A 26408-nucleotide genomic window follows, 5' to 3' on the forward strand; every position below is an offset into this window, starting at 1 on the left:
TTCAGGGTTGGTTCCCGATGTCGCAGCGGGTTTCCTGTTGTCTTTACACCTGTCATGTACGTGCAGGCCTCTGTTCAACGGGCGGACCAACCGGAAGCGTGAGCTTCCTAGTGTCCAAGAGGCAAGCGAGGCAGGGGAGTTCGCCCGATGACCGGAGCAGTATCGCCCGACCGACGCCGCTTTCTGACCGCCGGTGCCGCCGTGCTCGGCGCCGCGGCCTCCGCCCAGCTGTGGCTGCCGGGCACCGCCCGAGCAGCCGAAACCCCGCTGCCCGACGGCGTGTTCAGCCTCGGAGTGGCATCCGGCGACCCACTGCCGGACGGCATCGTGCTGTGGACCCGGCTCGCCCCGGACCCGCTGAACGGCGGCGGTATGCCCGACGCGGTGGTGCCGGTGCAGTGGGAGCTCGCCGAGGACGAGCGGTTCAGAAAGGTCGTCCGCCGGGGCACGGCCCACGCCCAGCCCGCGTACGGGCACAGCGTTCACGTCGATGTACGGGGACTGCGCGCCGACCGCGCGTACTGGTACCGCTTCCGCACCGGCGGCCAGCTCTCCGGCACCGGCCGCACCCGCACCGCGCCCGCCCGGCACAGCTCCGGCGGCCACCTGAGGGTCGCACTCGCCTCCTGCCAGAACTGGCAGCACGGCTACTTCACGCCGTACGCCGACATGCTGGCCCAGGATCCCGACGTGGTCCTCTTCGTCGGCGACTACATCTACGAGTCGACGCCGTCGGCGACGGCCGTACGGCGGCACGAGGGCACCGGTGAGCCGTACAGCCTCATCCAGTACCGCAACCGGTACGCCCAGTACCGCACCGACCCCGACCTCGCCGCGATGCACGCGAGCGCGCCCTTCGTGGTCACCTTCGACGACCACGAGGTCGACAACGACTTCGCCGGCGAGATCCCGCAGGACCCGGACAAGCAGCCGCACGACGCGTTCGTGGCCCGGCTCACCGCTGCCTACCAGGCGTACTACGAGCACATGCCGGTGCGCGCGAGCGCCGTACCGGACGGACCGCACATCCGGATGTACCGTCGTCTGGAGTTCGGGCGGCTGGCCCGGCTCAACGTGCTGGACACCCGGCAGTTCCGCAGCGACCAGGCGACCAGCCAGGCCGGCGCCCAGGACCCCTCGCTGACCATGCTCGGCGCCGACCAGAAGCAGTGGCTGCTGGACGGGCTGCGCGAGTCGCCCGCCCGCTGGAACCTGATCGCCTCGCAGATCATGATGGCCGAGACCGACCTCCAGATCGGCGAGGGCAAGCTCTGGTTCTACGACGCCTGGGACGGCTACCAGGTCGAACGCAACGCGTTCCTCGAGGAGTTCAAGAGCGTCCGCAACCCGGTCGTGCTCACCGGCGACCGGCACCTGACGATGATCAGCGACCTCAAGGAGGACTACGCGAACCCGGACTCCGCGGTCGTCGGCGCCGAGTTCGTCGGCACCTCCATCTCCAGCAACGGCGACCAGGACCAGGCCGCCTTCCGCAAGGAGTGGGACCCGCGCATGCCGGACAACCCGCACTGGAAGCTGCTCGACGCCCACCGCGGCTACCACCTGCTCGACATCGACCGCGACGGCATCGACGCGCAGGTAAGAATCGTCGACACGGTGGTGAAGCCGCAGGCCACCCCCAGCACGCTGGCCAGGCTGCGGGTCGAGGCGGGCAGGCCCGGCGTCCGGCTGCTCTGATCGCCGATGTGACCTGGCCGTATGAAGCCTGTGTGACGGGATCCTGGGACTCATCTGTGTCCCAGGTCTCTCTCAGCGCAGTCTCAGGAAACTCTCTTACCGTCCTCTGACTATGGAGACGGACTGTACGAGACACGACAATCCGGTGAACACCGGGACCGCCCCGCTGCCCACCGGCACCCGGCTGCTGCACATAGGCCCCCACAAGACCGGCACGACCTCCATCCAGGGCGCGCTGTTCGCGGCGAAGGACGCGATGCCCGAGCACGGCGTCGTCTTCCCGGCCTCCAGCAGGCACCCCATGGAAGCGGTCCTGGCGGCCTGTGCCCGCCCCGGGATGATGGGCAACACCAAGCCCACCGACCGGCACTGGCACGCCCTGCTTGACCAGGTGAACGCCACCGGCAGGCGCACGTCGGTCATCAGCAGCGAGTTCTTCGCCGACGCCCCCGACGACGAGACCATCGCCCGGGTCGTCGAAGAGCTGGGCGGCGACCGGGTGCACGTCCTGATCACCCTGCGCCCGCTGGCGAGGATCATGCCCTCGCAATGGCAGCAGTACGTGCAGAACGGCCTGCGCATGGGGTACGAGGACTGGCTCGAGCACATGCTCCGGAAGGCCCCGTACGAGCAGCCCAACCCCAGTTTCTGGCGCCGTCACCGGCACGACCGGCTGGTGGAGCGCTGGGCCCGGGTGGTCGGCCCCGAGCGCATCACCGTCGTCGTGGTCGACGATCGCGACCGGGACGGCCTGATGCGCACCTTCGAGCACCTTCTCGGGCTGCCCGCGAATCTTCTGCAGCCCGTTCCGGACGCGGCGAACCGTTCTCTTACCCTTGCCGAGACCGAAATGCTGCGAAAACTTAACATGGAATTCCGCGGCAATGGACTCCCGGACGAGCTCTATTCGCAGCTCGTCCGATACGGCGCCGTGATGCATATGAAGAACGCGTGCGCTCCCCGTCCCGATGACGTGAAGATCGGCACCCCGCAGTGGGCCGTCGAGGCCGCCGCCGAGATCGGCGCCGAGATGGCGCAACGGATCGACGGAATGGGTGTACGCGTCCTCGGTGATCAGGCGCTGCTGTCCGCCGTCCCGAAGCCCGCCCCGGGGACGTCCGGGAAGCCGCTGATCGCACCCGAGGTGGCGGCCCAGGCCCTGTACGGTGCACTTGCGGCGGCCGCCGCGGCGCCGGTCCAGCACACCGCGCCGGCCAAGGCGCGCACGGTCCACCAGACGTCTTCGAAGGAACTCGTGCGGGTACTCGGACACCGTTGTCTGAAGCGGCTGCGGCGCCGCTGAGTCCCTGTGGAGTTACTCACAGCAATTTCCGGCGTCCGCGGAAGGGGTGTCACTCAAACACCAGGAGTGCAAGGTGAATGACAGGTTGCGCGCACATATGCGGTGGACAGCGCTCACCTTGCACTGCGGTAACCACAAGTGGGACCATTTCGAAGTTCCCTGTCGCCCCAAGGTAGGTCACCTGTGTCACAGCGCATAGCCAAGCCCCGTACCACCGCAGTGATCCTGGCCGGTGGCACCGGCCAGCGTGTGGGTCTTTCGATCCCCAAGCAGCTGCTGAAGATCGCCGGCAAGGCAGTCATCGAGCACACCCTGACCACCTTCGAGAAGGCGGACTCGATCGACGACATCATCGTGCTGATGGCGCCGGGCTACGTGCCCGACATCGAGAAGATCGTCGCCAAGGCCGGATTCCAGAAGGTCAAGAAGATCATCGAGGGTGGCTCCACGCGGAACGAGACGACCGAGCGTGCCATCGCAGCCCTGGGCGAGGGGCTGGCCGACGGCGAGGACGTGAACGTCCTGTTCCACGACGCCGTACGCCCCCTGCTGTCGCAGCGCGTCATCGACGACTGCGTCACGGCGCTCGAGCGCTTCCAGGCGGTCGACGTCGCCATCCCGTCCGCGGACACCATCATCGTGACCCGCACCCACGGCGAGGACGGCGAGTTCATCACGGAGATCCCGGACCGCTCCCGGCTGCGCCGCGGCCAGACGCCCCAGGCGTTCAAGCTGTCCACGATCAAGCGGGCCTACGAGGTCGCCGCCGGCGACCCCAACTTCCAGGCCACGGACGACTGCTCGGTCGTACTCAAGTACCTGCCCGACGTGCCGATCCACGTCGTCGCGGGCGACGAGTACAACATGAAGGTCACTCAGCCCGTCGACGTCTTCATCGCCGACAAGCTGTTCCAGCTGGCCTCCACCGCCACGCCCGAGCAGAAGGGTGAGGAGCTCTACCGCGAACTCCTCACCGGCAAGACCGTCGTGGTCTTCGGCGGTTCGTACGGCATCGGCAAGGACATCGCCGAACTCGCCGAGTCCTACGGCGCCAAGGTGTACGCGCTCGGCCGCTCCACCACCGGCACCCACGTCGAGAACCCGGAGGAGGTCGACGACGCGCTGTCCAAGGCGTACGCCGAGACCGGGCGCATCGACTACGTCGTCAACACCGCGGGCGTGCTGCGCATCGGCAAGCTGGCCGAGACCGACAACGCGACCATCGAGGAAGCGCTGAAGGTCAACTACCTGGCCCCGGTGCAGATCGCCCGGTCGTCGTACAAGTACCTGGCCGAGACCAAGGGACAGCTGCTGCTGTACACCTCCAGCAGCTACACCCGCGGCCGCGCCGAGTACAGCCTCTACTCCTCGACCAAGGCCGCCATGGTGAACCTCACCCAGGCCCTGTCCGACGAGTGGGCCGGCGACGGCATCCGGGTCAACTGCGTCAACCCGGAGCGCACCGCCACGCCGATGCGCACCAAGGCCTTCGGCCAGGAGCCGTCCGGCAGCCTGCTCTCGTCCGAGGCCGTCGCCCGCACCTCGCTCGACGTGCTGCTGTCCGAGCTGACCGGGCACGTCATCGACGTCCGCCAGCAGGACCCGACGGCGTCCGCCGGGCAGGCGTCCGGCTTCGAACAGGCCCTGGCCAGTGTCCTGGACCGCCAGGACGGCGTGGCATAATCACCAACAATTATTCGTCTGTCATTCAGGCCTCTGTGGCTGCTCGTTCGCGGAGCATTCGCAGGGGCCTGAATCCGTAAAATTACCGGACCGTGCACAAGCTTTTTTCCGGATTTTTTCGACTTTCACAAACCGGCACCCCTCCAAGAGCAGGTTTCTCCGTGATAAGCACCGCTATTCGCGTCGCCCGGGTGGGCAGCGCGGCAGAGCTGGCCGCGGCGGCCCTCATGATCCTGGGCTACCCCGCCCTCATGCTGGCCGCGCTCGTCCCGAGCGTTCCCGCCTTCGCGGCCGCGACCGCCGTCACGTACCTGGCGGACCACTATCTGCACCGCAAGGGCAGCTATCTGATCAACCGCCTCAGCAAGGTGCGGGCCGGCCTGTCGATCCGCTTCCTGATCAGACAGCTCCTGCTGATCCTGCTGCTGGCCCGCCTGTCCCTCTCGGACGGCCTGGTCTTCTACGGTGCGACCGCCTGCTTCATCGCGTTCTACGGCCTCCAGGCCCCGCACGGCGCGCTGGTCACCCTGATCCGCAACCGGCGCCGGATGCCGGTCGCCACCCGCAACGTCGACCTGGCCTCGCGCATCCGCATCCCGGACGCCCCGCCGCAGGGTCTGCTGAACCGCTCGGCCGAGAAGATGCTCCACCTCGACCTCGCGGCCGTGGTCGGCATACTCGTCGCCGCCGCCACGGACTCCGCCCTCGCCGGTTTCGTCGGCATCGGAGTCACCCTGGTCCTGGGCTGCGGGTACGTGGCGGCGCTGCTGCCGTACGTCCGCGGCCGAAAGACCCCGCCCACCCCCGAGAAGGTGCTGGACGCGGTCGACGACTGGCTGCGCCGGTACCGGCCGGAGACGGTGCTGTACTTCTCCGGCTCCAAGGACTCGGCGTACCAGGTCAACATGTGGCTGGAGACCATGGAGCAGCTGGACTCCAAGCCGCTGATCATCCTGCGCGAGCGGGTCATCCTGGCCAACCTGGCGCCCAGCACGGTCCCCGTCATCTGCGTGCCCGGAGGGGTGCACCTGATGAACATGGACCTGTCCACCGTGCGGGTCGCGCTCTACGCGGCGAACGTGGGCAAGAACATCCACATGCTGCGCGTCCCGACCATGAAGCACGTCTTCATCGGCCACGGCGACAGCGACAAGCTGGCCAGCGTCAACCCGTTCAGCAAGGTGTACGACGAGGTGTGGACCGCAGGGCGTGCGGGCCGCGACCGGTACGCCATCGCCGACGTCGGCGTCCGCGACGAGGACATCGTCGAGGTGGGCCGCCCGCAGCTGGCGCCCATCGAGACCTGGCAGGGGGTGCCTCAGGGGCGTATCCCGACCGTGCTCTACGCGCCCACCTGGGAGGGCTGGGACGACAACCCGGGCAACACCTCCATCCTGCTGGCCGGCGAGAACATCGTGAAGAAGCTGGTCAAGGCCGACCCGCCGGTCCGTGTCCTGTACAAGCCGCATCCCTTCACCGGCACCCGCAGCGCCCAGGCCAAGGCCGCCCACGAGCGCATCACCGCGCTGGTGGCGAAGGCCGCCGCCGAGCGCGCCGCCGACCCGGGCTTCACGACCGACGCCGGCGCCCAGGCGCAGGCCAAGGCGGAGCTGGTCCGCATCGACGCCCGGATCGCCGAGCTGGTCGGCAACGGCGGCGAGAAGGGCGACGAGGCCGAGGCCACCCGCGACGGCCTGGTCGACGTCAAGAAGCACGAGGAGATCGCCCGGCTGCGCGCCGAGTGGAACGCCGCGTACTGGCGCTCCTTCCCCACCTGGGAGCACCGGGTCGTCACGGGCGCCGAGCCGCGCCTGTACGACTGCTTCAACGTCTCCGACGCGATGGTCTCCGACATCTCCAGCGTGGTCTCCGACTTCATCGCGAGCGGCAAGCCGTACGCGGTCACGGACTCCGCCGAGCTCGGCGTGGAGGAGTTCAAGCGGCAGAACACGGCGGTGCGCGCCGCGGTGATCCTGTCCAACAGCGCGGCCGAGCTGGGCGGGCTCCTCGACGCGGTGCGCGCCCCGGCCGCCGACCCGCTGGCCGAGGACCGGAGCGAGCTCAAGCAGTACCTGCTGGGTCCGGACGAGCCGACGTCCATCGAGCAGTTCAACACCGCGGTGGCCGACCTCGCGATCAAGGCCGAGACCCGCAACGTCGGCCAGGACTCACGGGCGGCGACCGGAGCCGCGGAGGCCGCGGAGGCCGAGGCGGAGCTGGCGAACGCGGTGCCCGCCCCGGGGACGGCGCCGGCGGGCGAGGCGGACGGTCTGACCGCCTGACCGCGGGCTGACCGGCGCTCTGGTCGAAGGGGCCCGGTTTTCGAGGGAGTGATCCTCGAAAACCGGGCCCCTTTTGCGTATCCCCTGGTGTGCATCTCTGTCGCTTCGCTGTCCCGCCCCTCGATCCACCCTGTGACGCGGCTCACGAAAGCGTGGTCCCCGAGCAACCGCTTGCGGGGGCCATCCGTCTATCAGGTCGCCGATGACCAATGAGGCGATACGGGGGAAATATTCAGTGACCAGGGGGAAGAATGACAGTGACGCAGCCTGATGTGAGCGTGATCATCGGGGCTTACGAAGCGATGCCGTATCTGGTCGACTGCCTCGCATCCGTCGAGGCGCAGACCATCGCTCCGGCGCGCATCGAGGTCATCGCGGTCGACGACGGTTCGACGGACGGCACAGGGGAGTACCTGGAGGAGTTCGCGGCCCGCGCGGCCATGCCGGTCACGGTGATCCGGCAGGACAACTCCGGCGGCCCCAGCGGCCCGCGCAACGTCGGCCTCGGCAAGGCCGCCGGACGCTACGTCTTCTTCCTCGACGCCGACGACCGGCTCGGCCCCGAGGCGCTGGAGCGCATGGTGGCCATGGCCGACGAGAACGGCACGGACGTCGTCCTCGGCAAGGTCGTGGGCGTCAACCGGTCCGCGCCCAAGTCGATGTGGAGCGCGTCCGTGGGGCGCACCGACGTCTTCTCCTCCAACATCAAGTTCACCCTGAGCGCGCAGAAGCTCTTCCGCCGCGCACTGCTGGAACGTCACGGCATGCAGTTCGACGAGTCCCTGTTCACCGGCGAGGACGCGCTGTTCACGATGGAGGCCTACCTGCGGGCCGACGGCGTCTCCGTGGTCGCCGACCACACCTGCTACTACCTGGTGGGCCGCGAGGACGGCAAGCACGTGACGAAGAGCGGGAGTTACACCCTGCGCTTCGACTCCGCGCGCGCCCTGATGAACCTGATCGCCGAACTGCTCCCGCCGGGCCCGAAGCGCGACCTGCTCATGGTCCGGCCCTTCGTCGTCACGCTGCTGCCGCAGTTCGGACCCAGGTACCTCAAGGACACCGAAGAGGTCCGGCGGCACAAGTTCGAACTGGCGAAGCCGCTGATGCAGGCGTACTGGAGCGAGGGGGTCGCCCGCCGCCTCAGGGTCCACGAGCGGCTGCGGCTGCACCTGGTCGCCGCCGGGCGGCCCGACCTCCTGGAGGGCGTCGTGGAGTTCGTCCGGGCGAAGAAGGAGGCGTCGGCCGTCCTGGAGAAGAAGGGCCGCCGCCTCTACCTCGCCTACCCCCACTTCCGCGACCACCCGGCCGGCATCCCCGACTCGGTCTACCTCGCCGACGCCCGCGAGGCCCGCGCCTTCCCGGGCTACCGCGAGGGCACCGTCGGCACGTTCGTACAGCGCGCTGCCCGCAAGGTGCGGCGGGCACTGCCGGCGCGGGACGCCACGCCGGGCGGGCGGGCCGCGGCGGCGTGACGAGAGTGGACCGCCGTGACCGGCCGGGCTCCAGGGCGTACGCCCGCTCAGCCGGCCACGACGGTCCACTCACCGCAGCCGTAGTCCTCGCCGGCCTCGTCAGGCACTCCCTGGACCTCGACCTGGTACGTGCTGCCGGACGGCACCCACGTGGCGGCATTCGTGGTGTTCACGCCGGACGCACTGACCTGTTCCGTGCGCCCCGCTGCGGAAGATGGGCGGACGCCTGAGCGCTGCCCACCCCGACCGTCAGCAGGGCGAGGGGCGTTGCCGTGAGGGCGGCGACGCGCAGAGTGTTCTTGAAACGCACGGTGACAGGTCCTCCGGGGCTCGTGGATCTCGTGGTCGCGGGGCAGGCCCGGCGATCAGGCCTCGGGAGTGTTCGTGACGCCCTTGCAGGCGGGCGTGTTGTCGCTGGTGCCGGGCTGGGCGGCGGTGCGGGCGGCGGTGTAGCGGGCGAGATAGGCGGCGTAGACCGAGGCGTCGTCGATTTTCAGCAGCGTCTCGTCGTTCTTGGTCAGCGCCGGCCCGGTGTAGTTGTGGCTGCCGGTCCACATGACCTTGCGGCCGGTCTTGTCCGAGTAGTTGCCCTCGATCAGCAGGAACTTGGAGTGGAGGATCTGACGGGGCGTCGGGCTCTGAGCGGTGCCCTCGTCCCCGTCGTCGTCCCAGCTGAAGCAGCGCAGCGTGGGGCCGCCGGTGTAGTGCAGCTTCTCCCAGGTCCCGGCGCTGCCCGTGGAGTCGGCGCTGTCCATCTCGGTGTAGACGACGTCGACCACGCAGCCGGCCGTCCTCATCGCCTTGAGTTTGTCGGCCACCGCCTGCCGCGTGAACTTGTACATGCCCACGCGCACCGTGGAGTGCTTCGTCACGCCGCTTTCGGTGTACGTGCAGGTGACGTTGTCGAGGATGCCGGTCACGGTGTCGCCGGGACGCGGGTCGTCGGCCGGGCGCGGGAAGAAGTAGTACGCGTACGGACTGTACGGAGTGGGCGTCAGATAGGCCCAGTTCGCCGGGTCCTTGGCCTTCAGTTTGTCGAAGTAGGCGCTGTAGGCGAGGTACACCCCGTGGTCGTTGTCGATCACCATCGCGTCGTTCCAGAACTTCGAGTAGCTGGACGGCGAGAGGTTCGACGAGGACTGGACGACGGTCGAGTAGGCGCCGTTGCCGTAGTCGTAGATCAGGAACTTGTTGTGGTTGATCGACGGGTTCACGGTGGAGTTGCAGGAGCGATCGACCGGGCACGTCGTGACGAAGGACGGCGCCGAGGTGTTCGTACCGAGCGCGTCACGGAGCATCGGGTAGGTGACCTCGTCGTCGTGGGACGACGTCGTCTCGCTGCTGTCCAGCACGATCTGTACGTTGACGCCACGCGCGTGAGCATCGACGAAAGCCTGGGCGATGGTGCTGTCCCAGAAGTGGTACATCGCCAGTTTGAGGGTGCCGCCGGGCTCCGCGGTCCGGATGACGTCGAGGAACGTGGTGCGTATCGCCTGCTGCTCGGCGGTCGTGCCGCCGGGCTTGTTGAAGACGGGGCCGTTCTCGACCGCGAATGCGGGTGTGCCGCCGGTGGTCATGCTCAACCCGCAGGTGGCCAGTGTGGCTGCAAACACCGTGCCAAGGCGGCGAAGTGCGCTGTTTCGGGCACGCCTCATGTACATCCCTCCCGTGTGGCCGATCGTGACTGTGCGGTACTTCGCACTTGCATGTGACGGCCCTGTGTACGAACAGAGGGCGATCTTGGCAGATACGCGTCACGATTTTCCAGAGGGAAAGTTGGACAACCATTTGCCCTCTGTGGTGTCTGTTGTTGGTGAGGGGGTGTCACCCAGGGCGCCGATGGGGGCTGGACCGGACGAGTAAGTTCCGCATAAAGTCCCGGTCCACGCACAGCCATCGCACAGATTTTCGCGGGAACGGCTGTGCGGTGTCATGCGTCGGCGAGCCGTCGGCGCGTACTGGGTGGGACCGGACATGGGTGGGGGACGTGAGACTCAACAGGTCTCGCGGCACAGCCCTGTTGGCAACCAAGGGGTTGCTGACGGGGCTGCTGACCGCTGTCGTGATGGCGCCAACAGCGGCCGCGGCATTGCCGGACGGAAGCAAACCGGCCGTGCCGTCACAGAAGTTGGACAAGGGGGTGGACGCGCCGGCCGAGCCGACGCGGACGGAGGCACCCAAGATCGTGTGGCCGAAGGGCGGCACGGCGACGGTCGAGATACCGGCGCACACCGCGAAGGCACGCGGAGTCGAACCGACGGACTCGGCACCCGCGGTGGTGTCGGTCAGGGCGGCCGCTGCTGAGTCCGCCGCCGAGCCTGGCGTCGAGTCCAGCCTCAAGTCGGGCGTCAGGAGCGGTGCTTGGAGCACAGCGGAGCGTCCGGCCAAGGCCAGGGTCGAGATCCTGGACCGCAAGAAGATAGCTCCGGTCGGCGGCGTGGGCGTCGGCCTGACGGTGGCCCGCGCGGACGGCGGGGCGACGTCCGGTCCGCTCGAGGTGTCGATCGACTACTCGGGGTTCGCCCACGCCTACGGCGGCGACTTCGCGTCCCGCCTGCGGCTGGTGAAGCTGCCCGCGTGCGCGCTGACCACCCCGACGAAGACCGGCTGCGCGGACGGCGAGGTCGTGGCCGGCCAGCGCAACGACACCAAGGGCGAGACGCTGACCGCTACGGTCTCGGCGGCGCCCGAGGTGCAGACGTACTCCGGGATGGCGGCGCTGAGTGCGGCGACCGTGTATGCGGTGACGTCGGGCTCGTCGTCGGACACGGGAGACTACCGGGCGACGCCGGTGAACCCCTCCGGCAAGTGGGACGTGGGCCTGGGGTCGGGTGCGTTCACCTATCAGGTGCCCATCGAGGTCCCCGAGCCTCCGGTGGGAGTCGCCCCGGAGCTGGCCCTCACGTACAACTCCCAGAGCGTGGACGGACGCACGTCGGCCTCCAACAACCAGGCCTCCTGGGTCGGCATGGGCTGGGACCTGAACGTCGGTTCCATCGAACGCCGTTACAAGAACTGCAGCGAGGACGGTCACGGCTCGGACCAGGGCCAGCAGTGGGGCGACCTGTGCTGGGACTCCCCGAACTCCACCGACGACCCGTCGGGCGCGGTCTACCAGATCACCCTGAACGGCGTGACCTCGCAACTGGTCAAGGACAACGGCGGGTCCTGGCATCTGCAGGAGGACCCGGGCTGGAAGGTCCAGCACCTCAAGGGCAGCCCGGCCAACCCCGACAACTCGGACGAGTTCTGGGTGATCACCACCCAGGACGGCACCCGCTACTACTTCGGCTGGGGCCGCACCGAGCGCCTGAACAACGACAACGTCAGGGAACCCACGCACTCCGTGCTGACCGTGCCGGTCATCGGCGACGACCCGGGCGAGCCCTGCTACGACGGCGGTCAGCCGACGTACTGCAACCAGGCCTGGCGCTGGAGCCTCGACCGTGTGGTCACCCCGAACGAGGTGGAGAACTCCTACTTCTACACCAAGGAGACGAACTGGTACCGGTCGGTCGCCGGCGCCGACAAGGCCCGTAAGTACGACGCCGGTTCCTACCTGGAGCGCATCGACTACGGCTGGGCCTCCCAGATCTCCGGCGCCCAGCTCCCCGCGATGATCGACTTTCAGCACGTCAACCGCTGTGTCGAGCGCATGGAGGAGAAGGACCCGCTGGGCAACCCGGTGACCACCGCGTGCCCGTCCTTCGACGCGAAGCCCGAGTCGTACCCGGACGTGCCGGTCGACCTGATCTGCGACGGCAGTTCCAGTGACAGCGCCTGTGCGGGCAAGACGTACTACCCGACGTTCTTCCAGCGCGACCTGCTGTGGGACATCAAGGTCAACGTCCGGGACACCAACACCTCCGGCTGGGACCTCGTCAAGCAGTACCAGATGAAGTACGCGCTGATGAACCCGTCCGGCGCGGTCGGCGACCAGTTGTGGCTGGACTACATCCAGCGACGCGGCTACTCCGGCGGCGACATCACCCTGCCCACCATCAACTTCAACGGCGAGTGGCAGGACAACAAGGTCGGTGACGGAGGGCTCAACTTCCGCCGGGTGAACAAGGTGTTCACCGACACCGGATCCACGGTCGCGGTGACCTACGGGCACGCCACCGACGTGAACGGAACCCTCGACCGGCAGTGCGACCCGAACAACCTTCCCTCGCAGTCCGAGAACGCCTACGAGTGCTTCTGGCAGAAGTGGACGCCCGAGGGCGAGACCGCGGAACGTACCGGCTGGTTCAAGAAGTTCGTGGTCAAGCAGGTCGACGTCGACCCCGGTGACGCCGGTGACGGCGACCCGGTGATGACCACCAGGTACGAGTACGACGGGGCCCCGGGCTGGCGCTTCACCGCCGACCCGCTGGTCAAGGACGAGGACGAGACCTGGTCCGACTGGCGCGGCTACGGCAAGGTCAAGGTCAGTGCGGGGGCCAACGAGAACGCGCACGCCACGTACTACTGGCTCTACCGCGGCCTGGACGGCGACCGCACCTCGAAGACCGACCCGTCCGCCACGCGCGGCGTGAGCGTCAAGGACTCCGACGAAAAGGCGTACACCGACTCACCCTGGCTCGCGGGCCAGGTTCTGGAGACGTCCGAGCAGGACGACGCCGGCACCTCGCAGGAGCGCGTCTGGCACGAGTACTGGGTCCACAACACCGCCCAGTACACCGGCCTGCCCGACGCCCGCTTCGTCCGTGAGTCCGCGACCGACACGTACACCAAGATCTCGACGTCGACGAGCGACAAGGCGACCTGGCGGCTGCACCGCGTCGAGAACGAGTACGACGACAACGAGGCGGCCTCGACCACCTTCGGTCTGCCGCTGCGCATCGACGACCAGGGTGAGGCAGGTGTCTCCGACAACCAGTGCACCGAGTACGGCCGCGGGTACAACACGTCCGACCTGACCGACGACTCCACCGGCACCAAGCGCTGGATGGTCTACCAGGACGACGAACGGCACTACAACGTGTCCTGCACCACGCAGGCGACCGACCAGGCGAACGGTCAGGACACGCTGCACCTCGACCGCCGGATCACCACGCTCTACGACAACGCGACCTCACTGGCCGGCAACGACGCCGCGCTGACCGACGGCAACGCCACCGAGGTACGCACCTACACGGACGCCACGACCTACCGCACCAACAAGGCGCAGTTCGACGGGGCGGGCCGGCACCTCAAGACCTGGGACGGCAAGAACCAGGTCACCACCACCAGCTACACCCCGGCGACCTCGTGGCCGGTCGACGGAGTGAAGGTCACCGCTCCAGACCCGGACGGTGCCGGCCCCGGCACCCCGATGACCACGACCACTTACTACTCCCGGTTCTGGGGCCAGCCGTGGAAGGTCGTCGACCCCAACGGCAACGAGACCCAGCAGGTCTTCGACGCGGTGGGCCGCCTGACCAAGGTGTTCAAGCCGACCGAGGCCGCAGCCGCGCCGGACGGACACGCGTCCCTGTCGTACAGCTACTACATCCGCACGGCGGACAGCAGCACCGGCGTCCCCGACGTCGCCCAGGGCGACATACTCCGGGTGACGTCCAAGGCGGCGCAGAGCGCTACGGTCGATCTGACCACCGTCACCTACCTGGACGGACTGGGCCGGACCCGGGAGGTGCAGGTACCGGCCCCCAACGGCACCGGCCGGACGGTCACCGCCACCCGGTACGACTCCTCCGGCAACGTGGCCGGCTCGTCCGCGCCCTTCTACAGCACCGGCGCGGTGACCGACGGCCCGGTCAACCCGACGGTCTCCAGCCTGCGTTCCTACAACGACGTCGTCGTGGACTGGGCCGGGCGCACCACCCTGAGCCAGATCCAGGTCAACGGTGCCGAGCAGGCCGCCGGCAAGGTCGTCACGACCTACACCGGCGCGGACGTCACCACGGTCAAGCCGGCGTTCGGGCAGTCCACCGACACCTACACCGACGTGTACGGCCAGAAGGTCAAGACGGTCGAGCGCAACGGCTCGGCCGGTCACACCACGACGTACGAGTACACCCGCAAGGGCGAGCTCAAGTACGTCCATGACTCGAAGGGCAACACCGCTCACTACACCTACAACTTCCCCGGCCAGGGCCTGGTCAGTGAGGACCCCGACGCGGGGAAGATCACCACGTCCTACGACCTCAACGGCAATGCCGAGACCGAGCTCGACGGCAACGGCCAGACGGTCGTCAAGCAGTACGACGCCCTCAACCGGCTGACGACGGTCTCGCAGGGTTCCACGCTGCTCACCCAGGTCGCCTACGACACCGCCCCCGGAGGCAAGGGCCAGGTTGCGAGCACCGTCAGCCACAGCGGTGGCAAGGCGTACACGTCGGCCATCGGCGGCTATGACGCCCGGGGCCGGGTGACGGCCAAGACCCTGACCGTCCCCGCGGACGGTTCGGGCCTGGACAAGGCCTACACCACGGGTTACCACTACGACCTCGCCGACCATCTGACCGCGGTCGACCACCCCGACCTCGGGGCGCTGCCCAAGGAGACGGTCACCTCCACCTACGACGCCTACGGACTGCTGCGCAAGGTCGCCAGCCCGCTCGCCACCTACCTGAACGACGCCAGTTACGACGACTACGGTCGGCTGACCTCACGTCAGCTGGGCACGTCGGCCACCGGCACGACCGTGACCCGCGCCGTCACGTACGACGACACACGCGGCACCGACTGGCTCAAGACCCTGACCAGCCGCACCACCACCGGCAGCACCACCAGCACGGTCCAGGACGACGCGTACACCAGGAACAGCGGCGGACTGATCACCGCTGTCCGGGAGAACAGCGCGGGTCAGCAGCAGTGCTACGCCTACGACGACCTGCGCCGGCTCACCGGTGCGTGGACGACCGCGGCCACCACCTGCACGACCACCCCGCAGTCCGACTTCGCCGGGGCGGACCCGTACCAGAACTCCTACGGTTACGACTCGCTCGGCAACCTGCAGTCCGTCACGACCAAGGTCTCGGCGGCCGGCAGCGCGGTGTCCCGCGACTACCACTACCCGGGCTACAGCGCGGACGAGTCCACGTACACCGCGGACACGGCCCGCCCGCATGCCGTCACCAGCGTGGTCAAGTCCTCTGGCGGCACGGACGTCTACGGCTACGACAGTGTCGGCCAGCTGACCTCCCGCACCGTCGGCGGAGTGGACACCACGCTGGTGTGGGACGCGCTGCACCGGGTCAGCAGCGTCACACAGGAGAAGCAGACCGGGGACGAGACGAGCACGTACGTCCACGACGCCGAGGGCAGTGTCCTGCTGCGTACCAGCCCGGCCGAGAACGTGCTCTACCTCGACGACCAGGAGGTGCACAAGACCAGCGCGGGGCTCACCGCCACCCGCTACTACAACGCGGGCGGCGCCTCGCTGGCGATGCGCACGTCGAACACCACCACCAACGGCAAGCTCACCTGGCTGCTGTCCGACACCCAGGCCTCCAGCCAGCTGACCGTCCAGGCGACGGACGGCACGGTGCAGCGCCGCCGCTACAAGCCCTTCGGCGAGCAGCGTGGCGGCACCGCCTTGGCGACCGGCACGGACCGTGGCTTCCTGGGCAAGGCGGAGGACGACAGTACGGGCCTGTCGCTGCTCGGCGCCCGCATGTACGACGCGGCCCTCGGGCGGTTCCTCAGTCCCGACCCGCTGAGCGTGCCGGACGATCCGCAGAGCCTGTCGTCGTACAGCTACAGCAACAACGACCCGGTCAACTTCGCCGACCCCACCGGTCTGCGGCTGGCGGACTGCCAGGGAGGCTGGGAGGAGTGCGGCGCCGGACCCAACGTGTGCCGCTGCAGCGGCAACAGCTCACCGCCCACGACCGCCAACGGCAAGGGCGTCAACCTGACCAAGGCGGCCAAGGCGCCCACGGTCCAGCACGAGGAGCTTCGGAGGATCCTCGCGGAGATCTACATCAAGCCGGGTTCGGTTCCCGAGGTCGGGAACGGCAAGGTCGCCACGGCGCTCATCAGCGAGCTGGACACGGGGGAGCAGACAGCCGGGAAATGGCACGTCGCGGATGCCGCCGACCAGCTGCGGCGACTCCAGAAGCTCCTTGAGGCGGACCGCAAGGGCGAGACGACCCTGACGCCGGACGACCGCAAGATCGCGCTGGGCGAGGCCAAGGAGATCTTCGGCGCACTGGATCACGACGACACGGGCGGAAAGATCACCCAGCTCCTCAAGAGCAACTCGGACGTCGCAAGCTCGGTTCGGGTCGCGGTGAACGAGACGATCGCGTCACCCTCGATGGCCTCCATCACCGGTGCGACCTGGGAAGCCAAGACGTACAACGGCAAGGTGGTGGGCAAACCGCGCCTGACGAACGAGCCGAGACTGCCCAGGATCATGGGCGCCTTGGGAATCGTCGGTGATCTGCTCTTCATCTACGAGGGGATCAAATCGGCGGTGCGTGGCGATACGGCCTGCTCGATGTTCGGCGACTGTCCCGATCCAAGGGACATCGCGTAGCGTTGACGCTCGAATGACCGTCCGGTCCGGTGGAGCCTTCCAGCTCCACCGGACCGCCCTTTCGGCAGGAGAATTCCTTGACTGGCTCGCCCCCGGAGCTGAGCGGCCACCGCTTTGTGCGCGAAGTGCTTTGGGAGGAACTTCCGGAAGGCCGTTCCCTCATCGCCGCACTGGAGGAGGAGGAGAGGCGGCTCAGCGCGGATCTGGGCACCGCCGGCAGCCCGGACGGTGTGGGCATGTACCAGCTGGCCAGCGATGTCCTCGTCGGCCGTGCCTTCGAGCAGCTCTTCGCACAGGACGAACTCGACGAGGATCTGGCCCGCCGGTGCGCCACCGTGATCGAACGCCTCCTCGGCAGCGGAAGGCCCGCCGTGACAGAAATGGTGAGCATCCGCATCACAGATCATCTGCTCGGTTACATCGAACCGTGGCTCCGCTTCAAGAAGTTCGCCGGGCCTCTTCTGAAGGCCGAGGTCGAATCCAGGAAGCGTTATTACACCGGGCCTTTCTGACGAGAGCTAAAGGGACCGTTCCGAAAGCGCGTCGGTCGCGTCGGTCGCGTCGGACCGCTGTCCCGGAATCTCCGCCGCCAGCCGGCCCGCCATCCGCACCTGGTGCGTCCGCGCCGCCGAACACAGCTCCCGTGCGGCCTTGTTGAAGCGCACCTGTGAGGCCGGCTCGTCCGGTCCCAGCAGACGCCGCTTCAACTCGGCGCGGCCCTCGACGAGTTCGTCCTTCTCCGGATGCCGTACCGCCTCCAGCAGCCCGGCGACCCCACCCGCGTCCGGTGCCAGCACGGTGGCCGCCCGTACCGTCGGGAAGCCCTCGCGGAACACCTCCTCCGGCAGCCCGCTGGTATTGGCGACCGCGTACGGCTTCCCGCTCGCCAGGAAGTCGCTGACCACGCTCGACACGTCGCTGATCAGCAGATCGGCCCGGTTGAAGCAGGCATACAGCGTGGGCCGGACATCCGTCACGATCTGGTGCTCCCACTCCGGCAGCGAGGCCCAGTACGCCTCCTCCCAGGCCTTCGTCACCCGTGCCACCGCCTCGGCACGCCCCGGCTCGGGCGTGGACTGCAGCAGCATCCGCTCGACCTGGTCGGCGCCGGACCGGCAGTCGATCGAGGTGAGGGCGTCCAACTCCTTCGTAAGGCGGGCCAGTTCGCCATCGGCGGCGGGCCGGTCCCCGGTCCGCTTCCGGTTCGCCGCCCGGATCAGCTCCCGGATGAGCAGGTCCGCCTCCCCGGCGCGCGGGTCCACGGATCCCGTCAGCGGGTGCGGCTTGTAGAGCAGCCGTACGCCCGGATCCGCCAGCAGTTCCCGTACGAGGTTCTCGCCGGCCTCGATCACCGACGTGTTGCCGGGGTTGCCGTCCCAGCCCTCCCAGGTGGGCGCGTACAGGACCGTCGTGTACGTCCCCGTCGGCGGGCCCGCGTACGGCAGTACGGCGTCCAGCTGCGGGCGGCCGATCTCCACCACGTCCTTGTCCTCGACGCCGACCTCGGCCAGCGCGTACCGCTCGCGCGCCGCCGGACCGGCCACCCACACCTCGTCGTACGCCTTCGCGTACGGGTTGCAGGAGGACAGCTTGTCGCTCTCGCCGTGGTTGACGAAGGTGTGCTTGAGGGTGGGGATCCGCAGGACCTGGGAGGTCTTGCCGGAGTTCGAGGGGTGGATGAGGACCTGGAGCGTGGACTGCTCCAGGCGCATCAGCGTGGACACCTTCGGCAGACAGACGATCGGCACGTCGGTCGCGGCGATCTTCTGCACCATGAAGCGTTCGCGCAGCACGATCAGCGGACGGCCCTCCAGCCCGGCGAGCGGCTCCAGCCACATGTTCGCCTGGTACGCCGAGGACGCGCCGCCGGAGAAGTAGAGGCCGACGGTCGGCTTGTACTCGGCCAGCCACGCGTCGAACCAGTCGAGCACCTCCTGCTCGCCCGCCGGACGGCGGCTCGGCAGCAGCAGTACGAGAAGGTCGCACAGGCCCATCAGCGCGAGCCCGAGGGACAGGGCGATCCCCAAGGCCGCGCAGCGGAGGTCGTCGGTGGCCGCCGTGGCCAGCAGGCCGGCCGTGGACGGCAGGCCGAAGACCAGCAGACGGTGACCGGGCCGGCGCAGCAGGATGGGCGGGGCCGGGGACAGACGCAGCGCCGAGGCGTCGATGTTCCGGGTGACCACCGGCAGGGTGCGGGTGCGGCGGACCAGGACGGAGAGCGCCTGGATCGCACAGTGCAGCGCGTAGAAGGCGAGCAGGCCGGCGACGAGCGGGGCGTAGACCGTCTCCCGGTCCTGCTCGCCCAGCCGCAGCAGGCCGAAGACCAGCAGCAGGTCGCGCAGTACGTGCCGCACGGTGAGGTCGGCGTGCGACTTGGCCAGCACCGTCACCATGCCCTGCTGCCATCGGTGCAGCACGCCCTCCGCGGCCACCGAGGCGATGGTCGCGGCGAGCAGCAGCGGCATGTGGGGGAGGAGCGCCCCGACGGCCTGGACGGTGAAGGCGGCCGCGAACAGTGCCGTGAGCAGCGCGCGGGGCGCGTGCCGGCGCAGGAGGAGCCCTGTCGGGTCGTTCCACCGGGCGAGGAACAGTCCGGCGAGCCGCCGGCGGGGGAGGGGTTCAGGCACTGCGGTCACTCCAAGGTCGGCGCAGGACGGTCGTCCGCCCGGGTTAACGCCCGTCGACCACCGGACGACACGCACGTGTCCGGCAGTGCCTTGGAGTGACCGAGGGCTGTCGCTACCCCCGCCCCGACTGGATCACCTTCCGGATCGGCCGCCCCACCGCCCGCCGCGCCCGCCGGTACACCGAGGGCTGAAGCACGGTCGCCGTCGCCTTGGCACCGGCTCGTGCCAGCTCCCGCTTCAACTGCTCGTTGTCCCTCGACAGTTCGTCGATGCGGCCGTTCAGCCAGCCGAACCGCGAGGTGAGAGAGGCGAGGTCGGTGTCGTTCCAGGGGCGGATGCCGGCCGGGAAGGACAGGGCGCGCATGCGGTCGTCGAAGGCGGTGCCGCCGTCGCCGTGCGTGAACGTGTTCTCCAGGCCGTTCCTGTCCAGGAACTCCGTGAACCGCTCGAAGCGCTCGTGGTGGCCGCCGACCAGCCCGGTGAAGTCGGCCTCCTCGTACAGCCGCGCCGGGTCGAGGTCGCTCGGCAGCCCCTTGATGAGGCGGTGCGGGATCTCGAAGTAGCGGCACAGCTCCAGCGTCCGCGAGTCGCCGCACAGCACGGTCGCGGGGGTGCCCGCCAGCAGCGCGGCGATGTTGCCGTGGATGCGGGAGCCGAAGGAGAAGTCGAAGCCGCGCAGGTCGTCGATCCAGGTGACGGGGTCGACGTAGACGCGGACCTTGTCCTCCCGGTACATCGGGTGCTCGGGGTGTGTCGGCATCGCCGTCACCCGGCCGTTGGCGTCCGACAGGTCCCGCCAGTACAACTGCCGTGCGTCGCTGATGTTCTGGCCTATGAAGCGCAGGTGCGGGTAGCGCTCGTGGGTACGGCGGATGATCCGGTCCAGGCCCTGCTTCTGCACCGCGTTGTGCGAGCCGTTGACCGCGATGCGGGAGTCGGCGGTCAGCGCCGACGCCCGCTTCTGTACGGCGAGTTCCTTGCCGTACAGGAACAGGGACGGACAGCCGATCACCTCGACGTCCCGGAATCCCATGTCCTTCAGGTACTTCTCGGTGAACTCGCCCCGCACCCCGATCGACGCGCTGCGGTCGAGTACCGCCGAGACGAACTCCCGTACCGACGCCTCCATCGGCTTCAGCCGCGACGGGTTGTAGTCGAGCCCGGACTGCGCGCCGACGCCGACCACCACGACCGGGATGCGCAGCTTGCTGATCAGCCGGGTGAGCCGCTTGAGCTGCCCCTCGAACGACGGCCGGAACGCGTTCGCCAGCGGTACGACGAAGGCGTCGTACTCCTCGTTGATCCGCTTGGCCGCCGCCATGTCGGTCCTGACCCCGTTGGAGACGATCTCGGTCCCCGGTGTCTGAAGGATCTTGTGGGTGGCATCACTGAAGATCAGGTTGCCGGAGTTGGTGGCGATGACGTCCCGGTGGAGGGCTTCCTCGACGGGGACGACGTCGTAGGGGCTCTTCCCCGACCTGAGGAGGATGCGCTTCGAGGGGCGAACGTTGTGCGACACAAACGTCAATTTAAGTTTTGCCAGAGTTTCATTTCTATAAGCAACCAGCACAACCTTTTTGCCGTATGCGAAGCGTGAGCAAACAGTGACCTGCGGCGTGTCCGGGGGCTGGACCGAGGCGCGCCGACCGGCCCCCTTCGCGTAGATTGCGGAAGAGCCGAGGTGCGAGGGGACGGAACGCAAGGTGGCAGGGGCAAGACAGGCCGTGAGCGAGGCCCGCAGGATCGTCGTCAAAGTGGGTTCCTCGTCGCTGACCACCGCCTCGGGCGGCCTGGACGCCGACCGGGTCGACGCGCTCGTCGACGTCCTCGCCAAGAGCCGCAGCGGCGGGGAGAAGGAGATCGTCCTCGTCTCCTCCGGCGCCATCGCCGCCGGTCTCGCCCCGCTGGGCCTGCGCCGCCGCCCCAAGGACCTGGCCCGCCAGCAGGCCGCCGCCAGCGTCGGCCAGGGACTGCTCGTCGCCCGCTACACCGCCTCCTTCGCGCGCTACGGCGTCCGCGTCGGCCAGGTGCTGCTGACCTCCGACGACATGAGCCGGCGCGCCCACCACCGCAACGCCTCCCGCACCCTCGACAAGCTCCTCGCCATGGGCGCCCTCCCGATCGTGAACGAGAACGACACCGTCGCCACGGACGAGATCCGCTTCGGCGACAACGACCGGCTCGCCGCGCTCGTCGCCCACCTCGTCCACGCCGACCTGCTGGTGCTGCTCTCCGACGTCGACGGCGTGTACGACGGCGACCCGAGCAAGCCGGGCACCTCGCGGATAGCGGAGGTGCGGAGGCCCGCCGACCTCTCCGGTGTGGACATCGGCAGCGCCGGAAAGGCGGGCGTCGGCACCGGCGGCATGGTCACCAAGGTCGAGGCGGCCCGGATCGCGGCCGCCGCAGGCATCCCCGTGGTGCTGACCAGCGCGGTCCACGCGGCCGACGCGCTGTCCGGCGGCGACACCGGCACCTACTTCCACCCCGCCGACAAGCGCTCGGCCGACCGGATGCTGTGGCTCCAGCACGCGTCCACCCCGCAGGGCTCGCTGACCCTGGACGACGGGGCGGTGCGGGCGGTCGTGGACCGCCGCAAGTCGCTGCTGCCGGCCGGAATCGCCTCCGTCGAGGGCGAGTTCACCGCGGGCGACCCCGTCGAACTGCGGGACGGCGAGGGGCACGCGGTGGCCCGCGGACTCGTCAACTTCGACGCCAAGGAGATCCCCCGGCTGATCGGCCGCTCCACCCGGGAACTCGCCCGTGAGCTGGGACCGGCGTACGAGCGCGAGGTCGTGCACCGCGACGATCTGGTGATCCTGCACCCCTGAAAGCCTGCGATCTCCCGCGAAAGCCTGCCGCCGGGTTCCAGTACACCCGAAAACGGGGTGAACGCCCCGATCGTCGCGTCGCCCTCAGGTGGACGTTCCGCAAAACCGCCACGCGGACGCCCCCGGCCTGCTCAACTTTGTCTCAGGGACACGTTCCGCAGGACCACGAGCACGAGCGCTGCTCGGCCATTGGGTAAAGGAGGCCGTCGTGAGACGAGTGCGCCCTGGGGCGTCGGCGGCCCGCGGCGGTACCGGCGGTACCTCCTCGCGCGCGTCCGGCGAGGAGCGTGCCCTGACCAGTGTCGCGGCCGGCGACCGGTACGAGAAGCCGGAGGACCTGCCACGCCTGTGGCACGTCACCCTCAGCGTCTCCGGCAAGGAGACCCCGCTGAAGGAGGTGCGGCGCGGCCTCGAACAGCTGGCCCACGACCATCCCTTTCTCCTGACCAGCAGATACGCCAACGACCACGCGGAGATTCGCTACTGGGAGGAGGCCCGCGACCTGCACGACGCGGCCGCCGTGGCCCTGCGTCTGTGGGGCGAGCACCGCCAGACCGCCCAGCTCCCGCCCTGGGAGATCGTCGGCCTGGAGGTCATCGACCGCGAGACCTACCACCAGCGCCTCGCCGAGGGCTACGGACCGGCACCGGCGACGCCGGTGGGCGTTCATCCCTTTTGACCCTGTCTCGCGGTGTGGAATGCCCGGTGGACGCGCCCGTGCGGCGCACTACGCTTCCCTTATGACCACGCTTTCGCCGTACGACTCGATGTCCCCGGTCACCCAGGCCGCCTACCGCGCCAAGGCCGCCGCCGCCGACCTCGCGCCGCTGCCGCGGGCCGACAAGGACGACGCGCTGCTCGCCATCGCGGACGCGCTGGAGGTCCGTACGAGCGAGATCGTCGAGGCCAACGCCAAGGACATCGCCAAGGCCCGCGAGGCCGGCACCAGCGAGGCCATCATCGACCGGCTGACGCTGACGCCTGAGCGGGTACGGGCCATCGCCTCCGACGTGCGGGACGTCGTCGCGCTGCCCGACCCGGTCGGCGAGGTCGTCCGCGGCTCGACCCTGCCGAACGGCATCGACCTGCGCCAGGTCCGTGTCCCGCTCGGCGTCGTCGGGATCATCTACGAGGCCCGCCCGAACGTCACCGTGGACGCCGCCGCCCTGTGCCTGAAGTCCGGCAACGCGGTGCTGCTGCGCGGCTCGGCCTCCGCGTACGAGTCGAACAGCGCCCTCGTGCGGGTGCTCCGTGACGCCGTGGGCGGGGCCGGGCTGCCCGCCGACGCCGTGCAGCTCGTGCCCGGCGAGAGCCGCGAGAGCGTGCGCGAGCTGATGCGGGCGCGCGGCCTGGTCGACGTGCTCATCCCGCGCGGCGGCGCCTCCCTCATCCAGACCGTCGTGACCGAGTCGATCGTCCCGGTCATCGAGACCGGCACCGGCAACTGCCATGTCTACGTCGACGCCAACGCCGACCTCGACATGGCGATCGACATCCTGATCAACTCCAAGGCGCACCGCGTCAGCGTCTGCAACGCCGCCGAGACGCTCCTCGTCCACCAGGACATCGCCCCCGAGTTCCTGCCGCGCGCCCTGGACGCCCTCGCGGAGGCCGGGGTGACCGTGCACGCCGACGAGCGGGTGCTGGCGTACGCCAAGGACTCCAAGGCCACCGTCGTCGAGGCCACGCCGGAGGACTGGGAGACCGAGTACCTCTCCTACGACATCGCCGCGGCGGTCGTCGACTCGCTGGACAGGGCCGTCGAGCACATCCGGCTGTGGACCTCCGGCCACACCGAGGCCATCGTCACGACCTCGCAGCAGGCCGCCCGCCGCTTCACCCAGCTGGTCGACTCCACCACGGTCGCGGTCAACGCCTCCACCCGGTTCACGGACGGCGGCCAGTTCGGCTTCGGCGCGGAGATCGGCATCTCCACGCAGAAGCTGCACGCCCGCGGCCCGATGGGTCTGCCCGAGCTGACCAGCACGAAGTACATCGTCACCGGGGACGGACACGTACGGCGCTGAGGGCGCACGACCTGGGCGCGCGGCGGGGCATATGCATCCGACACGCGCGCCCTTTCGCGGTGTGCCGCAGAGGAGATGTCTCATCCACCGGATGAATTTCCATACCGTCTGCCCAAATTGACCCCCCAGGTCTACTCTGGATCCGTGCCGGAGGACGTGGGGGGCACGCCGTTCCCTGACGGCTGGGAGCCCGACGACGACCACGACCGCGGGGTGTCGGACGAAGAGTTCGCCTCCGTGGTCTTCGACGAGGCCTTCGTGCGGGCGGCCGTGGTGCACGAGCCGACCGCCGTCGAACGCCTCCTCGCCGCCGCGCAGGCGAGAGCGGAGGCCTCCGAGGCCGAGGCCCGCCGGGCGGCGCTCGGCAGGGGCGAGCGCTACGAGGACGGCTACGGCCCCGACGGCCCCACCGGATTCGGCCATGATCCGGAACTCGACGACCTGGACGACACCGACCTCCTCGAAGGCCGCTACGGCGCCCCCGGGACGTACGGCAAACAGGTCCGCTGGCACCGTCCCGTCGCCTGGATGCTCGCCCTCGTGATGGGTATCGGCATGGTCGTGCTGGCTTTCGCGGCGGTCTACCGCAGCGCCTCCTCCGATGGTGGGGACCCGGTTCTGCCGCCCGCCTCGACCGGCTTGGAACAGGGCACCGCGGCCGCGCCCTCCGCGTCCGCCGACTACTCCCGGCCGGCCGTCTCCGCGGTCCCGCGCACGCCCTGAACGCCGGCCGCGAGCCCATGACCGGTCCTGGTGAGGACCTGTCAGAAGTTGTCGCGTAGCGGGGCGTTTACCTGAGCCCCCCGCGACCTACTCTGAAGATATGGGAGGGCCTGGAAATCCACCCGAGGGGACACCCGAGGGCGGCCCCGGAGGTGGAGAGGACGAATACCGATCCGTCGTCTTCGACGAGTCGTTCGTCCGCGCTGCCCGCCTCCAGGAGTTCTCCGCGCAGGAGCGCATCGCCGACCACGCACCCGCCGTACGCCGTCGCCCCCCGCTGCGCCGCGGCCTGTCCCGGCAGGCGCTGATCCTGGTCCTGCTGATCGCCGTCGCCTTCGGCACCGCCATCTACATGGGCGTACGGCACCCCTACCAGACCCCCGCCGCACAGCAGCCCGTCGAGCCCCTGCGGATGACCGTCATCCCGCTCGCCCCGCAGGGCAAGGTGCCCGGGCACACCGACCCCGAGTACCTGTACGCGCACAGCCCCGCCGCGCAGTACCGCATCGGCGCCGAGGGCATCCCGCTGCCCGCCTCCCGGCGCACCGCGCACTTCTCGGACAGCCAGGTCGTCGCCGCCCTCACCACCGCCAAGGACTACATCGTCCGGTCCTCGCTCTACCCGGAGGTCCTCACCGGCGAGCAGGTCCGTCCGGTGCGCGTCCTCCTCGACGCGGACCAACTCGACCAGTTCGACGAGGGTTTCGACCGTCCGGCTGCCGACGGACGGCATGCTCCCACCGGATGGCTGGTTCGCTTCGACCCGTCCGGCGCCGAACTGGCCGACAGCAGGATCCGGGTCCAGGGCACGCTCCAGGCCGCCGAGACCGACTCGTCCACCCTCGAGGTCACCGCGGACCACACCTTCGTGTACGCGCTACGGCCCACCGGTGCCGGTGACAAGGCCGAGGCGTCCTTGTTCACCGTCCGCCGCGAGCTGCATTTCCGCTTCGACCGCGACGACCTGCGTGTGCACACCGCCCAGCTCGTCGTCTCCTACGTGCAGGCAGGCCCGCTGTCCTGCGCCGAGGACTCCACCAACCACCTGCACCCGCTGCTCGCCGGCCAGACCGCCAAGACCGGCGGCCCGGCCGGTACGGACCCGTACGCGACGGGCGGCGCTACGGCGCTGTGCGGGTCGCTGGCGACGAGCGCGCAGCCGAAGGTGTGAGCGATCGAAAGTGTGAGCGAGTGAAGGCGTGAGTGGTCGACGGCGTGAGTGAGCGAAGCACCGGGGTGTGAGCAGCCGGCGGGGCTTTCCGGTCCCGTCG

At 69.1% G+C, this 26408-nt stretch carries 16 protein-coding genes; 12 read left to right on the forward strand and 4 right to left on the reverse strand.

Features of this window, described 5'->3' with window-relative positions:
- Positions 1-147 precede the first annotated feature (147 nt).
- From ADK57_RS19485 to ADK57_RS19505, 5 genes are all read left to right on the forward strand, one after another.
- A complete protein-coding gene (locus ADK57_RS19485) occupies positions 148-1698 on the forward strand; it encodes an alkaline phosphatase D family protein (protein WP_053750750.1) in 1551 nt (516 codons plus the stop codon).
- Between the two features lie 112 nt (positions 1699-1810).
- The gene (locus ADK57_RS19490) at positions 1811-3001 is read left to right on the forward strand and encodes a hypothetical protein (RefSeq protein ID WP_053750751.1); all 1191 of its coding nucleotides are present in this window, start codon (positions 1811-1813) and stop codon (positions 2999-3001) included.
- 183 nt (positions 3002-3184) lie between these two features.
- The gene (locus tag ADK57_RS19495) at positions 3185-4684 is read left to right on the forward strand and encodes a bifunctional cytidylyltransferase/SDR family oxidoreductase (protein WP_053750752.1); all 1500 of its coding nucleotides are present in this window, start codon (positions 3185-3187) and stop codon (positions 4682-4684) included.
- A 191-nt stretch (positions 4685-4875) separates the two neighbouring features.
- The gene (locus tag ADK57_RS19500) at positions 4876-6966 is read left to right on the forward strand and encodes a hypothetical protein (RefSeq protein WP_053750753.1); all 2091 of its coding nucleotides are present in this window, start codon (positions 4876-4878) and stop codon (positions 6964-6966) included.
- Between the two features lie 251 nt (positions 6967-7217).
- Positions 7218-8441: a glycosyltransferase family 2 protein gene (locus ADK57_RS19505; protein ID WP_053750754.1), complete on the forward strand. Its 1224-nt coding sequence runs from the start codon at positions 7218-7220 to the stop codon at positions 8439-8441.
- A gap of 47 nt (positions 8442-8488) precedes the next feature.
- Here ADK57_RS19505 and ADK57_RS52010 read toward each other — a convergent pair whose 3' ends face one another.
- Positions 8489-8614, reverse strand: coding sequence for a hypothetical protein (locus ADK57_RS52010; RefSeq protein WP_267890771.1), 126 nt, complete (start codon positions 8612-8614; stop codon positions 8489-8491).
- A 192-nt stretch (positions 8615-8806) separates the two neighbouring features.
- Positions 8807-10018 carry a phospholipase D-like domain-containing protein gene (locus tag ADK57_RS19510; protein ID WP_053750755.1) on the reverse strand — a complete coding sequence of 404 codons (1212 nt, stop codon included), beginning with the start codon at positions 10016-10018 and terminating at the stop codon, positions 8807-8809.
- A gap of 536 nt (positions 10019-10554) precedes the next feature.
- On the opposite strand from ADK57_RS19510, the gene ADK57_RS19515 reads away from it, so the two are divergent.
- Together ADK57_RS19515 and ADK57_RS19520 are read left to right on the forward strand one after the other, a co-directional pair.
- Complete coding sequence (locus tag ADK57_RS19515; protein WP_053750756.1) at positions 10555-16929, forward strand: RHS repeat-associated core domain-containing protein; 6375 nt, start codon at positions 10555-10557, stop codon at positions 16927-16929.
- A gap of 77 nt (positions 16930-17006) precedes the next feature.
- A complete protein-coding gene (locus ADK57_RS19520; RefSeq protein ID WP_159050102.1) occupies positions 17007-17441 on the forward strand; it encodes a hypothetical protein in 435 nt (144 codons plus the stop codon).
- A 6-nt stretch (positions 17442-17447) separates the two neighbouring features.
- On the opposite strand, the gene ADK57_RS19525 is transcribed toward ADK57_RS19520, so the two are convergent.
- Together ADK57_RS19525 and ADK57_RS19530 are read right to left on the reverse strand one after the other, a co-directional pair.
- Positions 17448-19556 carry a hypothetical protein gene (locus tag ADK57_RS19525; RefSeq protein WP_420711869.1) on the reverse strand — a complete coding sequence of 703 codons (2109 nt, stop codon included), beginning with the start codon at positions 19554-19556 and terminating at the stop codon, positions 17448-17450.
- A gap of 112 nt (positions 19557-19668) precedes the next feature.
- Entirely contained in the window at positions 19669-21075 is a 1407-nt protein-coding gene (locus tag ADK57_RS19530; RefSeq protein WP_053750758.1) for a polysaccharide pyruvyl transferase family protein, read from the reverse strand.
- A gap of 205 nt (positions 21076-21280) precedes the next feature.
- On the opposite strand from ADK57_RS19530, the gene proB reads away from it, so the two are divergent.
- From proB to ADK57_RS19555, 5 genes are all read left to right on the forward strand, one after another.
- Positions 21281-22387: a glutamate 5-kinase gene (proB, locus tag ADK57_RS19535; protein WP_053750759.1), complete on the forward strand. Its 1107-nt coding sequence runs from the start codon at positions 21281-21283 to the stop codon at positions 22385-22387.
- Between the two features lie 217 nt (positions 22388-22604).
- A complete protein-coding gene (locus tag ADK57_RS19540) occupies positions 22605-23066 on the forward strand; it encodes a hypothetical protein (RefSeq protein WP_053750760.1) in 462 nt (153 codons plus the stop codon).
- 61 nt (positions 23067-23127) lie between these two features.
- Entirely contained in the window at positions 23128-24414 is a 1287-nt protein-coding gene (locus tag ADK57_RS19545) for a glutamate-5-semialdehyde dehydrogenase (protein ID WP_053750761.1), read from the forward strand.
- 144 nt (positions 24415-24558) lie between these two features.
- Complete coding sequence (locus ADK57_RS19550; RefSeq protein ID WP_234390303.1) at positions 24559-25137, forward strand: hypothetical protein; 579 nt, start codon at positions 24559-24561, stop codon at positions 25135-25137.
- Positions 25138-25237: 100 nt separating this feature from the next.
- Positions 25238-26308: a hypothetical protein gene (locus ADK57_RS19555; protein ID WP_053750763.1), complete on the forward strand. Its 1071-nt coding sequence runs from the start codon at positions 25238-25240 to the stop codon at positions 26306-26308.
- The last annotated feature ends 100 nt before the right edge of the window (positions 26309-26408 follow it).

Origin of the sequence: Streptomyces sp. MMG1533, from assembly GCF_001279775.1 — a bacterium.
GTDB lineage: Bacteria > Actinomycetota > Actinomycetes > Streptomycetales > Streptomycetaceae > Streptomyces.